The sequence below is a fragment of the Collinsella aerofaciens genome, assembly GCF_040915545.1.
GTDB lineage: Bacteria > Actinomycetota > Coriobacteriia > Coriobacteriales > Coriobacteriaceae > Collinsella > Collinsella aerofaciens_BE.
On the sequence record NZ_JBCPDH010000004.1, the window covers coordinates 1 to 13,346 of the forward strand.

Annotated in this window: 12 protein-coding genes; 2 read left to right on the top strand and 10 right to left on the bottom strand. The window is 46.5% G+C overall.

The genetic code is table 11. From position 1 onward, the window contains the following. Positions 1-1,672 (top strand): hypothetical protein (locus tag AB5202_RS02050; RefSeq protein ID WP_368144120.1); only part of this gene is annotated, 1,672 nt, incomplete at its 5' end. Here AB5202_RS02050 and AB5202_RS02055 read toward each other — a convergent pair. Further along, a complete protein-coding gene (locus AB5202_RS02055; protein ID WP_368144119.1) occupies positions 1,669-2,574 on the bottom strand; it encodes a tetratricopeptide repeat protein in 906 nt (301 codons plus the stop codon). The two genes, AB5202_RS02050 and AB5202_RS02055, sit on opposite strands and share 4 nt — an antisense overlap. 245 nt (positions 2,575-2,819) lie before the next feature. On the opposite strand from AB5202_RS02055, the gene AB5202_RS02060 reads away from it, so the two are divergent. Beyond that, positions 2,820-3,068 (top strand): DUF6061 family protein, encoded by a 249-nt coding sequence (locus tag AB5202_RS02060; RefSeq protein WP_033121501.1) that lies wholly within the window; start codon positions 2,820-2,822, stop codon positions 3,066-3,068. Between the two features lie 49 nt (positions 3,069-3,117). On the opposite strand, the gene AB5202_RS02065 is transcribed toward AB5202_RS02060, so the two are convergent. The 9 genes from AB5202_RS02065 to AB5202_RS02105 all read right to left on the bottom strand — a co-directional run bounded on the left by AB5202_RS02065 (position 3,118) and on the right by AB5202_RS02105 (position 13,335). Continuing rightward, positions 3,118-4,125 (bottom strand): sensor histidine kinase, encoded by a 1,008-nt coding sequence (locus tag AB5202_RS02065; protein WP_368144118.1) that lies wholly within the window; start codon positions 4,123-4,125, stop codon positions 3,118-3,120. 14 nt (positions 4,126-4,139) lie between these two features. After that, on the bottom strand, positions 4,140-4,817 hold the full coding sequence (locus tag AB5202_RS02070; RefSeq protein WP_055228678.1) for a response regulator transcription factor: 678 nt from the start codon (positions 4,815-4,817) through the stop codon (positions 4,140-4,142). Positions 4,818-4,836: 19 nt separating this feature from the next. Continuing rightward, complete coding sequence (locus AB5202_RS02075; protein WP_238057302.1) at positions 4,837-6,909, bottom strand: ABC transporter permease; 2,073 nt, start codon at positions 6,907-6,909, stop codon at positions 4,837-4,839. Beyond that, complete coding sequence (locus AB5202_RS02080; protein ID WP_033121505.1) at positions 6,899-7,666, bottom strand: ABC transporter ATP-binding protein; 768 nt, start codon at positions 7,664-7,666, stop codon at positions 6,899-6,901. Before AB5202_RS02080 ends, AB5202_RS02075 begins: the two co-directional genes overlap by 11 nt. A gap of 77 nt (positions 7,667-7,743) precedes the next feature. Further along, positions 7,744-8,931: a sigma-70 family RNA polymerase sigma factor gene (locus AB5202_RS02085; protein WP_033121506.1), complete on the bottom strand. Its 1,188-nt coding sequence runs from the start codon at positions 8,929-8,931 to the stop codon at positions 7,744-7,746. 35 nt (positions 8,932-8,966) lie between these two features. Then, positions 8,967-10,025 (bottom strand): hypothetical protein, encoded by a 1,059-nt coding sequence (locus AB5202_RS02090; protein ID WP_368144117.1) that lies wholly within the window; start codon positions 10,023-10,025, stop codon positions 8,967-8,969. Positions 10,026-10,034: 9 nt separating this feature from the next. Continuing rightward, the gene (locus AB5202_RS02095; protein WP_368144115.1) at positions 10,035-10,976 is read right to left on the bottom strand and encodes a glycosyltransferase; all 942 of its coding nucleotides are present in this window, start codon (positions 10,974-10,976) and stop codon (positions 10,035-10,037) included. 45 nt (positions 10,977-11,021) lie between these two features. Beyond that, positions 11,022-12,188: a glycosyltransferase family 4 protein gene (locus AB5202_RS02100; RefSeq protein ID WP_368144114.1), complete on the bottom strand. Its 1,167-nt coding sequence runs from the start codon at positions 12,186-12,188 to the stop codon at positions 11,022-11,024. 1 nt (position 12,189) lies between these two features. Further along, positions 12,190-13,335, bottom strand: coding sequence for a radical SAM protein (locus AB5202_RS02105; protein ID WP_368144113.1), 1,146 nt, complete (start codon positions 13,333-13,335; stop codon positions 12,190-12,192). Between the last annotated feature and the right edge of the window lie 11 nt (positions 13,336-13,346).

Below are 13,346 nucleotides of genomic sequence, written 5' to 3' on the forward strand. Positions count from 1 at the left end.
GGAGCTATTTCCGCGTTGCGCTAGCTGCGGAAACGCGGGGTCCGTTCAGGCTGTTGCGTTGAGATTGAAAATCAACCGCAATATTAAATTTGTCCCCATAAATACACCAGAAAGAAACACCGTACAATTCGAAAAACTAGTGCTGCTTATCATCAGGGCCGACTACATTTTCAGTCGACTTGAAGAAGTATGCTCTGCAATATTTGCCGACACCAGAATCCAATGCGTCTTTACAATACCTGAACCAAAATCAATAGTTGACAGGTCGCTTGATTTGTATTTGAAAGATGCCGGATGCATTTTGCTGCCATGGGATATTGCTCTGACCAAAAAATTTGACCTAGCAATAGCAGCAAGTCCTAATGGCGATTTTGAAAAGATTGACGCCCCACTGTTGTTGTTTCAGCATGGACCCGCATTAGGTAAATCGGGGGCATACGACTCCACCCTAAAAGCTATAAATCGCTTAAAGACAAGAGAATATCCGACATATATTTGCGAGCCGACTTCAAAGGGTGAAATAACCGACTTACCAGCAAATATTAAAACCGTTTATGTGGGCGATCCCGTTTTTGATAAAATCCTATACTCTGAAAAATATAGAGAAGAATACAGGGCTGCATTAAATTGCAATACCCAGAAGCTGGTAATAATCACTTCAACATGGGGGCCAAATTCACTTTTATCAAATATAAGAACAATTGCAGAAGATCTACTAAGGGAACTTCCATATACGGAATACAGAGTGGCGATGGTTCTTCATCCGTATATCTGGGCAGCACATGGCGAATGGCAAATAAAAACATGGTTTAAAAAGGAGTTGTACGCAGGGCTAAAAATCGTTCCACATGAAATAGGCTGGGAAGCTGCGATAATTGCCGCAGATATCGTAATTGGCGATTATGGATCAGTTACAAACTATGGTGCCTCAATAGGCAAACCGGTTTTAAGATACGAACCGAGCGAAGATAGCATCCCCAAGGGGATTGCCATAGTTGAGCATGCAAATATTAATTCAATACCTATAAAGAACAGCTATAAGGCTCTAAAGGTAATTAGAGCCTTGGAAGCTGCGCCATTACAAACAAATCGCTTGGAGCCAACGGCTTTTGCAAACGTTGGACACTCATTAGAATCGATTCAACACTTGGCATATTCGATACTAGGAATAAAGGTTGGTAACAAAGCGCCGGAAAAAACTCTGGCGCAACGACCGCGACCAATCCAGATAGATAATGAAATCTATCGAACCATAACGCTGGTAAAACAACAAAAAGGAGAGGCGATTCTTAACATAAAAGCATTTAAAAGTTCATCATTGGATTACAACTGGGTATTCGATGGCCCCAGAATCCAACTCATAGAAAAGGAGGCGATGCCTTCAATTAACTTAGCACCACCTGAAATAGTAGTCATAGACAATACTCTTTCGAGTAAATTCATAAGCCGTCTAATGGACACACAAAGCGATACAACCAAGCTAGTTTGTATAAATATAGACTCTGAATGGATAGTAATACTAAATAGATTAAATCTGTTTAAGGTACAAACTGATTGTCCGAATAGCATATTGACCGCTCGAGCAATTTGGTACTTACTAAAACATAATAAGACGCGATGCATATTAGAGACAATCAATAATAGCCACTTTGTTTCCCTAACGAAAGGCTAAGAGCTCACAAGTTGGATTTTGCCTGCAACGATATTGCATTGAGCTACATCTCCCAACTGAGAATAAATCTCACTGGATATAGAATATAAACGCACCGCCTCGTCCTTTTTATTCAAATCGAACTCAATGTCCCCTAAAAGCTGATAAGTATCCGCAACAACTCCGCTCAATCCGCCACTCGAGCAAGTTTCCAAGCAGCTACGCGCTAATGAATTAGCATTCTTGAGCTCGCCAAGTTTAAATAGACAATGAGCGCCAAGCAACTCGATCTTTGAACGCATATTAGGTTCCAGTTGGTTGGCTGAACTCAACTCCGATTGGACTCTGTCAAGGGCCGATCGATAGTCGCCTTGTGCATAATAAGACTCCGCAATCGAGAAACTAGCGATAGCGATCCCGCGATAATTTACGGGATCGCACTGCAGATACTCAGAAATTGCTGCCTCGTAGCAAGAGATTGCAAAATCAAAGTCTGCAATCCCCTCCCTTAATGTATGGCCCTTAAATTCCAGCAAAGAGCCTTTAAGTGTATGATTTGTTGAATCACCTGACAGCTCAATGGCAAGCGAAATTGAAGTCGATGATTTTTCATACATGCTTAACCGTAGCTGGCAGCGAGATAATAAGGCAAGCATCCTAGATGCTGCATCAGAACGATCTAAGTTAACAGCCGCACGATGCCCGAGCGAATATACGTGAAGACCTCGGCTGAAGAGCCCGTTGTCATAGATGAAAGTCCAACAGGAATCGGCTATAGAAAGCACCTCGGAATATAGTGAGAAATCGAAGGCCAAATCCAGGACAGAAAATAGTTCAAAACGAATTGAAAGAAAATAGTCTGCGGCATTTGATTGGTTAATCTCGGAAAATAAATCCGAGTCAAACAGAGAGCTAGAAGACACTCTTAACCGATTGGGGGTAAGCACATTATCAAGTGTGACGATTAGGGAACAGTAGTACCGGACTACTGACCGAACAACAGCTTTAAAAGAGATGGTATCTTTGGCTTAACAGTGATAAGGAACTAATTTACTTATCAACTGTTAGCTGACGGTTTCCGGGGTGCATACGGACAAATCCCGTCTGATTTCTAACAGGAAGTCAGACGGGATTTTCGCTTTATATTACGAATTATGGAGGACATACCATGAAAACCTTAATATCTTGTGCCTACAATATGGATAATTGCTGTGTGGAAGTGAAATTCAGCGACGGCAGTATGATTGCGATTGACACTATCGTCGTTGAGAACGAGATTGCTGACAATATGTATCAGCGGTCAGAGCTGGATTATTTGATCTACAACGCTCCTTTGGAGTATGCAGACCTTATCTTGAACGGCGATCCCGAAACCTATTTGAAAACTGTAACAGAATACAAGCCTTGGGATAGCTGACAACACGCTGCCCGCAGGAGAAAATCCTGCGGGCGTTTTTCTGTTTATATTATTTCCCTCCGTTGGATCTCAATTTAGGAAAGAAGATGACAATCTTGAAGCTCTTTCCCCACTGGGAAGCTGCTTCCAGATGAAGATTTAGATCGTCGGCCATCTTCTTAACCAGGTAAAGTCCCATACCGGTAGCCTTCTTTCTGCTGTCAGTAGAATCCCCGGTAAAGCCCTTTTGAAAAATGTACGGCAGATTATATTTTTTTACGCCAATGCCGTTATCTTCAACAGAAAGGATATCTGCAGTCTCCGAATGTATCACGGAAATTGTAAGCATGGGACTATCGCTGCTATATTTGATGGCATTGCTAACGATTTGTCCCAACATAAACTGAAGTCCTCTACGGTCTGTATAGACTGTTTCAGATTGCAGTTTGTTGAGAATGACAAAATGCTTCTCTTCAAGAAGTGGGGCATAGTCCTCCAGAACTTCACCCAAGCAGTCATTCAAATTGACATCCTCAAATCGGTAATCCTTTGTACTGCTCTTCAACCGGGCATAGTACAGCATCTGCGTGACATCCTCCTGAAGCTGACTGCGGACATAATCCAGCTTTGCTTGCAGGGAAGGAGAGATTTCATCGTTCCGGTTATCCAAGAGCATGGTCAGCAACGATAGGGGCGTTTTCGTTTCATGTGCCCAGCCCTCCACGTATTCTTCATAGTCCCGTAGGGCATCCGCCATATTGTTACTCTCGTTTTTGTATTCCCGTAAAACCGAAGCCAAAAATCGGACAGATTCTCCTTCTTTCTGACTAATGGCACTGAGCAGCCGTTCTTCATTGCAGATGGTAGGATCACTGAGGAAATCTCGGAACAGTTCCATGTGGGTGTTCTCCCTCTTGTTTAGTACAAACAGAATCGCTGAAAACAAAAGGATGCTCGTCAGAACTACTAACCCGATCAAGGTTTGAAATACCTGAATGTCAGAAATCCAAAGAATGACAGCGCAAAAGCAATCCACGCCCAGCAGCAACAGAAGCCAGGGGTAGTACCGTTCTATCATGTGCTAAAGCTGCTTCATAGAGACACCTCCGCTTCCAAACGGTAGCCCATTCCTCGAACTGCAACGATTCGCTGCTTCATTTCAAGGGCGGACATCGTTTTTTTCAGCCGGGTTAGGTTAACCTGCAAGGCATTTTCATCTATGTATTCCGTGGTTCCCCATAGTGCCATGCAAAGCTGCTCCGTCGTGACCAGAGCATCGCCGCCGGACAAAAGAGCGACCAACAGTTTTCCCTGATTTTTTGGAAGCACCACAGAGGTATTATGAATATAAAGCGTGTAGGTCTGCTGGTCTAACAGGAAATCTGGTCCCTCTATGAGATTGGTACGGCCTTCATACCTTTTGAGAATATTGGATACCCTGGCAAGAAGTCGATCTTTTCTGCACGGCTTCGTCAAATATTCATCGGCACCCAACTGGAACGCTTGCAGTTCATCCTTTACCTGATCTCTGGAAGTCAGCACCAGGACGGGGATAGCAGTTTTATTCTTTAGCTCCTGGCAGATTTGAAAGCCACTGATCTCCGGCAAGTTCAGGTCTAAGATCACAAGGTCAGGGCGGAGGGCTGCCAAGAGCCGAGCGGCATCTTCAAACTCGGTAATTGCCTCCACAAGATAGCCGTCCTTTTGGAGCATATCGCAGAGTTCTTCCCGCATATAGACTTCATCTTCCACAACAGCAATTCTTTTCATGACAGCACCTCCTTCCAAATTATTCTTCTCTCTGCGGCTGCATCAGTGTCAGCAAATACCGATCACTGGAGCGCTTGACCACTCTCATATAAATATATTCTATCACGCAAAGTAGTAAAATCATAGCAGCAGATACAAGCAGCATTTCAGACACTGTCCCACGGGTTCGGGACGAGAGTATCCCTGTAAATAACGCCCTGACTCCAAACAGACTGCTGACAGCCGCAACCAATACAGGAAGTCCCATAAACCAGGTAATTTGCTTTCCAGCAGACTGGCAAAGGGTTTCGTAAGTAGCTCCCAGGCGGATCAGGGTCTGGTATCTGCGCCCGGTTTTCTGCTGACTCATCAGGAACTGAACACCCACGATGGTGTTGGCAACTACCAGGAAAACAATCGCAAGATAGAGGGTAATATAACTGGATGCTATGGTGTAGAAAAGCTGACGACCTATATTCTGAAGATAGCTTTCATATTCAATGCCAGTTTCGTCCAGCTTCTCGTTCAAATCCAAATATGCAGTCATAAGGCTATTTCCATCCAGAGCCTGCTCACTGAGCACCGCATTGACATAGGTATCATACATTCCCTGGCTATAATATAGGAATGCTTCATCCGGAAGAATCAATGTAAAGGACAAGGTTATAGAACGGTCCGTGACCAAATTCACAGACTGAACCTCTCCTGTAAGATGAATCGGACTACCATCCAGTTCCACCTTGGGCTGTCCGGCCAATACTTGGTTCAGCATTGCGGTACGACTTACCGTAGTAAACTCTGTATCAATATAGACAGCGGCCTCCTTTTCGCCTAATTGGAGAGCCGGTTTGCCGGACAATTCCAACAAACGATTATAGTCCGATAAACAAATCAAATATGGGTATGTGGCATAACCAAGATTGTTCAGAAGGACATCCCGGTCTTCCGACTGGGGCAGGCTCCGAAGAGAGTCCATAACAGCGTCCATGCTGTAGGCATTATCATAATCTTCTGTGGTGCGAATACGCCCAACCCTCATTTCAAAAAGCTCTGAAAATTGATTTTCCAAACCGTTTTCTTTCAGGGCTGCCTTTATATTCGGAAGAACCTGCGATGAATCTTCTGCAGTATGATCTTCAAAAGTATAGTCGATTACATGGCCAGAAGACAGGCTATTCGTTCCTGCAATTCCTACGCCCGCACCAAAACAACACAGCGCCGCCAGAATCAGCAGGGAGCTGATGGCCATGGAGGTTGACTGATGAATAACATTCTCCTGAATCTGCCGGAAGGTAAATACATGAAGCTGCTTATTTCCTTTTCCTTTCTTAACAATCAAAGCAATCAGCGCACGCATCCCATAGAAAAGCAGCATCGTACCAACTATGCCCAACAGCAAAGTCAGTCCCATCATACTTACCTTTGTCCATGCAATTCCCTGAATCGCCATGTAGTAAGCCACTGCCAACATCACACTTCCGCATATAGCAGCCAGTCCATAGATAACAGATGGCATTTGCTTTTTGGGGCGGTTCGTTGGCTGGGATAGCAAAGTACCGATCTCCTGGCGGCTGATTCGTCCACTCAAAATCAGAAGTGCCGTCAGCTTAATTGCCAGAAATCCTGCCAGCGTCCATTCAATTGCAGACCAGGATAAAGAAAACTGATGACCGATGATCCCCATGCCTACCAGCTTGGCGGTGACAAGACTGACAATTTCTGAAAGCACCACAGCCACAGGTAAGCCTATGAGCATGGCAAGAATACTGGTCAGGAAATCTTCCGCCAGAAGCATACCAAACAGTTTACTTCTACGCATCCCCAACATTAGATAAACACCAAACTCATGCCGTCTGCGCTCGAACTGATACTTGCAGGCAAAATAGATCAAAAAGAACAGAATACCGAGGGTCATCCCATAAAACGCAGGAATCAGAAGCAGGAGTTTGTCAACTGCGTCACTCTCCATTTTCTGCAAAAAGAGCATCACATCTTGAGTGGAGATGGAAAGAATCATGTAAAAGGCAACAATAGAAATCACCAGGGAGCTGAAAAACAGACCGTTTTCCTTTCGGCTGCGGTGGCTGTTCCGAAGAATGAGATTAGAGAACATTTGCGCTGCCCCCTCCCAGTTGCGCCATCACCTTCAGGATGCGCCCGTAGAACTCCTGCTGGCTTTCGTCTCCACGCCGAAGCTCATGAAAGATCACGCCGTCCTGGATGAACAGAATGCGCTTGCAAAAGCTGGCGGCATTGGAATCATGGGTTACCATCAGGATCGTAGCTTGTTCGTCACGATTCAGGCCGGACAGCTTCTCCATAAGACTTCTTGCGTTCTTAGAATCCAGCGCACCCGTCGGTTCATCGGCAAGGATCATTTGGGGATGTAAGATCAGAGCCCTTGCTGCCGCAACACGCTGACGCTGGCCGCCGGACATCTTGGACGGAAACTTATCCAGAACATCAGTGATTTCCAGATAGTCAGCCAACTGCTTCAGCCGCTGGCTGCTTTCTGCTTCGGATACCCCATGCAAGGAAGTCGGGAGCAGGATGTTTTCCCTGCCAGTCAGGTTGTCCAGCAATTCAAAGTTCTGGAATAGATAACCAACTTTTTTGCCACGGTACTCTGCAAGAGCCTTTCCCTTGAGGGATTGCAGAGTATCGCCTTCCACCTGAATGCTTCCACCTGTGGGTTGAATCACAGTCGCAATACAATTGAGCAGTGTGGATTTACCGGAACCGCTGCTTCCCATAATGCCGAGAAACTCTCCCGGCATCACCTGGAAGGTGATCCCATTCAGTGCCTTTGTTTGACTTGGCACATTGCCATAGATTTTTGTTAAATTTTCAATATTCAAAATGGGTTTCATGTGAATACCTCCTATCATTTGTAATAAAATGATAGCATGGGAACACAGCAAATACCACTTACAGTGGTTGTAAGGATTCAAGATATAAGTGGCGGCTCAAGGGGGACGAGCATATATTTTGTAAGAGCATCAGGCGACAATGATAAAATATACCGGATCGCCTCCTTGGCAAACCAGTTCGTTTTAATTGTATCCCAATCAGCAAGTCGGATAATCTCTGCTGTGCCGTTCTCAAAATCAACTGAAATTTCGCCCCATTCGCCGTCGCAGTCTGCTTGATATTCGTAGATTGCGGCGGCGATTTTCTTTTTGCGCTTGGTTTTGGTTTTCTGTTTCAGCCGGACAGCATGGAGCGCACCTTCGGCAACCAGCAGTTCTGTCAGTTTGTCCACCGCTTTCCGGTAGGCTCGCTCTGCACCGCTGGCTGTGCTGCCCTCAAACATAATCGCCAATTCTTCAAAAGTGGGGCGGTTCTTCCATGAGCCAACTCGCCCGCAGGTCATACAGATTGCTAACCGTTTTTCGAGCAAGGTCTGTTCCCGGTAATTCAGCTTCTCAAATGCCCGCTGTACCTTTTCTGCTTGTATGCCGTTCCAGAGGATGTCGGTATAGTTCCAGCTATCGTCAAGGGCTATATCCTCGCCTGTTTCCTCGCCGTCCTCGTCCGTTATATAGAACGGCTGCTGGTTGCGGATTCCACGGACAACTTTCAGATATTCTTCCGCAAGAGCAAGGTCGCAGTTATACTTCTTGGAAAACTGGTTGACCGCATCTTTGGTGTTATGGTACAGCCACGCCATTGATCGCACCATTTTGTAATTGGTCAGAGAGGATACCGACCATTTTTCTTCGCCCATGCGGAAACGGAGCATAGAATCCCAGATGAACGGATAGATGTATGTAGCATACTCCGCACCCTTGGCAGGATCATAGTCCATCAGCTTTTGGAGCATTTGCTCCCGGCAGGAGATCTTTATATCGATAAATCGGTCTGTGTCGTACAGATTGCCGCCGTCCACACTGAGAAAGCCTTTGATGCGCTTGTTGAGCTGCGTTTCGTAGTGGTGCAGAAAGAACGAAAAATATAGCAAATTCTTTTCCCGCAAAGCAGACAGGATATATTCATTCAGACTGTCCACCGCTGGCGGTTCCGGTTCCAGTTGGAAGATGCGCTCTGCCACATAGGGGATGATGCCGTCACCGTGTGGATTAACTTGGTGCTTCGGTATGTATCCGGTCATGTTCCACGAAAAATCATTTAGCATAGCGCACCTCCCTTCTAAGTAATCCGCGGGAATAATTAACCATAATTCCAAGTTTGTCTTGCAGCATTTATATTATCCAGAAGAACAGATGCAGGATTTGCCTCGTAATAGTACGTGCTCATATCCAAAATGCCTTCTTCCATTTCACCCCACTCTGCTGTGCGAGAAACAAAGATTCTATTATATACACACCAATCGCATGTGGTGGTGAAAGCAGCAATATCTGCAAAGTCTTTTGGAAATACAATTCTTCTTCCATTTGATGTTGGCTTAAGATAGTTCTCCATTATTTCTTTGAAATTCTTCAGATCATAATCCGTAGCGTTTTCCAAAGCTTTAGCATCAAAAACTTCCTGCTGTCCTTCTGGTACTTTACCGAGCACATAAAGAGCAAAGTCCTCCCCCATCATCTCGACAGCCTCAGCAAAAGGTCCGAGGTTCCTATCGACGCTCATTACGCCGAGATACATGACGATTTTTCTATCCTCCTGCCTAAGCCTGTCGAGCAGGAATGAAATTTGGTCATCAGCGTATCCAGGGTCCAATGAATACGGCTTGTTCGGCAAAACTTTGGGAACCTGGGGAAGGTTCCACATAACTTGCTGGATATAAGCCCTATTCTGCTCAGGAACTACAACTTTCCATGCTTTACGTGCATAGCTGGGCAAGTCAAACTTCAGGAATCTTGCGCCGCTAAATAACGGGAAAGACTCTTCCAGTTCCATAAGTTGTAAAACATGTTTTTTGCCATCAAGTGCCGTGCTCAAAGCGCGTACAGTCGAATCTGTGGTGGTCCAAACAACATCGTCATCTGAGTAGAAACTATCTAAAGCGTCCTTATACATCCTGCCAATGCATAGCCTACGCTTAACCCTACCTATAGGATCTGAGCTGTCGCTTAGCGGGATATCTTTAACGAAGATCCCGTCATGGTCAAGAATGCGCGAGGGAATTCTGTCAGTGTTGCCGGCAATAAGAACGACATTGCGATGATTCGAAAGCAAATTTTCCAACAAATTAAGCACAGGGGGATAGAACATCACATTGCCGTAATGCACAACTATTATCTTGTTGCTAGCGTTAAAACGAGCCATTATGTCCTCTCAGTTGTCTTTTCGCCCTCGAGCAATGCACGCCATTTTCGGACTGAAGGCAAATAAGGCGGCCTTCAGTTTGTAGTTTGCCGTTCGGGCATGCTGCAGCGGAAAGAATCTTTCAACCCTAAAGTCCTCTGCACTCAAGAGGTCTCCGGTATAGACGCCGAACATATATTGGGCAGCGATATTGTCGTGGAAAGCCGACGAACTAGCAGTGGCGGGATTGCTTCGACTGTACTTTTCAAGCACCTTTGCTACCTTAACCCTGTCGGCACCTCGCCTCACCTTCAGCTTTGGATTCCTCGTTATTGATGCGGCATTAGAAATCCTATAATTATAGAAACAGTGTTCATCGTCGAAGACGGACTTAGCATTAGCCAGTAAAATCGGGGTCCAGATTTCATCTTCATGGAGCAGACCGGGTTCAAAGCGTAAATCAGCACGGTTGATAAGTTCATGACTTGTTATGTAGTATGGGGCGCATGACCTTACATTTGCCCCATATAGCGATTTATTATAAAAAGTAGGACCGTCCAGAACAGCACCGTGCAGGTCGAGATAAGCGCGGGACTGCCATTTAGCGCCGGAATCATCAAAATGGTATGCGTAGCCAGCGATAACCTCTGCACCAGTTTTATTAATAATCGACTGAAAGCGTTCAAGTGAGTCTGGCTCGATAGTATCATCGCTATCGAGAAACAGAATATAGTCACCTTTCGCACGAGACAACCCGTAGTTTCTTGTTGCAGATAGCCCCTCGTTCTTCTTCGAGAAAACGCTAATCCTCTCGTCCCCCAAGAAACTCTTGCATATCTCAAGAGACCCATCAGTAGAGCCATCGTTAACGAGAAGGAGCTCCCAAGACTCACACGTTTGATTTATTACGGACTCGATGCACTCGCGTACATACTTCTCCGCGTTATATACAGGCACGATTATGCTAAACATTTTTACCGCCAAGTCCTCATTGCTTTGTGCTCTGAACCAAAATCTTTATTTGCACAAATCAAGAATGGATTCGTAGGCGCTCGCGTATCTCAGAGCGACATCATCCCAAAGATAAGAATTATTGATCTTTTGAGAAGCCGCCCTGCCCATTGCAGTCGTATCATCGAGCTCGAACAAATGAGCCGTAATCGCTTGCGCCCATTTAGTGCAATCAAAATCTTGCATAACAAGACCGTCAACGCCGTCATCTATGACGTCAAGAGGGCCGGCAGCAGCATATGTAATAACCGGTATTCCGAAATACATTGCCTCCAAGAGCACCATTCCGAAAATCTCATAACGCGTGGGAAGGACAAACATGTCACATTGCCGGTAAAGCGCCGGTAGTTCATTTTGCGAAAGGGAGTCGATGAAAAAGACGTCCCTGATTCCTTTTTCCTGCACATAGGAATGTACTTCGTCAAGCATCTCTCCTTTGCCGACATACACAAGGGCGACATTCTGATTAATGGCCTTAACATCAGCATAAACATCCATCAAAAAGATGGGCTTCCTTCTCGACTCTACCTTGCCGATATAAAGTAATATTTTTTTGTCTGCGCTAATTCCGAGCTCATTCCTATAATCTCTGTTAATCGGGTTTTGAAAGTTACTTAGCTCAAGTCCAACAGGAATAATTTTTGCCCAAGGAAAACCCTTTGAAACAAGGTAATCACGGGCAGACGTAGTCTTGGCAAGACAGTATTTGGTATTGTTTCTCAGTTCTCGTAGAAACGTGCGATCGAATACGCACTGGATAATTTTCTTATACGCCTCTTTGTAGTTTTCATACATGCCCTGCCAAAGAATGAACTTAATCTGACGCTTCTTGCAATAACGGCTGACTAGCACCGTCGTTATCTGACTGTCGTCAAGCGCTTGAATAAGGTCATAGCATTCCGCATCCAGAATACCCTTTAAATCACGATAATATCCCTGCTGTCCAGGTATCTTTTTCCCTGCAAGCCAAAACACAACAACTCGAGGACTGTCCTGGACTATCTCTTGATAAGTCGCTCCTGTATCGCTGATAAGAAAAACGCCAACCTCAGCACCGTATTCAGATAGACGTTTGGCGAGTCCTATCTCTTGGATATTGTACTGGCTCTTAGAAACTGCAGATGAAGCAGACCTGATTAGTGCAATCTTCTTACCTTGAAGTGTAGGTTTCATATTACATCGCCTCATGCGTCTCGTATACGTGCGCATCGGCCTTGGACGCCTCGGACAGGCCGTCGTTGATCTTGGCACACAGGTCGCAGGTGGAGCAGGAGTCGAGCTGCTCCTTGGTGACGCGGCCCTCCTCATAATCACGAACGACCTTGAGCTCGTGCATGTCGTAGGGCCTCTTGGTGAACAGCGCCTTCACCTTGTGCTTGAGTACCCACCAGCCGGGCTTCCAGATGTACTTGTGCATGGCCGGGCTCACCGAGCCGATCATCCAGCAGTTGCGGTCGCAGTGGCGGACCTTCGCGCGGACCCTCTCGGCCTGGTCGGAGTTCCAGAGCTCGTCCCAGGACTCCTCGTTGAGGTTGCCCATGACCTCTTTGTCCTTGGTGCCGTTGCAGGGCATGACGTCGCCGTAGGGGTCGATGAAGAAGGTGTCGAACGCCATGTCGCACGGCAGCAGGCGCGGCTGGCCGTAGATGTAGTTGATGAGGCCGTGGTTGAAGTAGGCGCGGAACCACTTCTTGGGGCTGTTGGACCTGAGCAGCTCGTTGACCAGGTCCTCGAAGTTCTTCGCCACCATGGGGCGGTCGTGGATGATGTTCTTGGCCTCGACGAAGTAGAAGCTGTTGTGCAGCGACGCCGTGGCGAACTCCATGCCCAACTCGTCGGAGATCTTGTAGAGCGGCACCAGGTCGGGCGCGTTGAGGTCCTGCACCGTCATGCCGAAACCGACGTCGGGGTGCTTGAGCTCGACGAGCTTCTTTAGCGTGGCGTAGCCGCGGTTGTAGCCGTTTTCCAGGCCGCGAATCTTGTCGTTGGTCTGCTGCAGGCCCTCGATGGAGATGCGGATGCCGACGTTGGGGAACTCCTCACACAGGTCGATGATGCGGTCGGTGAAGAAGCCGTTGGTGGAGATCACGATGCGGTCGGACTTCTTGTAGAGCTCGCGTACGATGTCCTTGAGGTCCTGGCGGATGAAGGGCTCGCCGCCGGTGATGTTGGTGAAGTACATTTTGGGGAGCTTCTTGATGGTCTCGATGGAGAGCTCCTCCTCCGGGCGGCTGGGAGCCTTGTAGCGGTTGCACATGGTGCAGCGCGCGTTGCAGCGGTAGGTGACGATGACGGTGCCGTTGAGTTTCTTTTCGGTCATCTATTTAACCT

Bases quoted from the DNA above. Each gene is read 5' to 3' on its own strand.
- AB5202_RS02060 (WP_033121501.1), top strand. From the start codon at position 2,820: ATGAAAACCTTAATATCTTGTGCCTACAATATGGATAATTGCTGTGTG.
- AB5202_RS02065 (WP_368144118.1), bottom strand. From the start codon at position 4,125: ATGATAGAACGGTACTACCCCTGGCTTCTGTTGCTGCTGGGCGTGGAT.
- AB5202_RS02070 (WP_055228678.1), bottom strand. From the start codon at position 4,817: ATGAAAAGAATTGCTGTTGTGGAAGATGAAGTCTATATGCGGGAAGAA.
- AB5202_RS02075 (WP_238057302.1), bottom strand. From the start codon at position 6,909: ATGTTCTCTAATCTCATTCTTCGGAACAGCCACCGCAGCCGAAAGGAA.
- AB5202_RS02080 (WP_033121505.1), bottom strand. From the start codon at position 7,666: ATGAAACCCATTTTGAATATTGAAAATTTAACAAAAATCTATGGCAAT.
- AB5202_RS02085 (WP_033121506.1), bottom strand. From the start codon at position 8,931: ATGCTAAATGATTTTTCGTGGAACATGACCGGATACATACCGAAGCAC.
- AB5202_RS02090 (WP_368144117.1), bottom strand. From the start codon at position 10,025: ATGGCTCGTTTTAACGCTAGCAACAAGATAATAGTTGTGCATTACGGC.
- AB5202_RS02095 (WP_368144115.1), bottom strand. From the start codon at position 10,976: ATGTTTAGCATAATCGTGCCTGTATATAACGCGGAGAAGTATGTACGC.
- AB5202_RS02100 (WP_368144114.1), bottom strand. From the start codon at position 12,188: ATGAAACCTACACTTCAAGGTAAGAAGATTGCACTAATCAGGTCTGCT.
- AB5202_RS02105 (WP_368144113.1), bottom strand. From the start codon at position 13,335: ATGACCGAAAAGAAACTCAACGGCACCGTCATCGTCACCTACCGCTGC.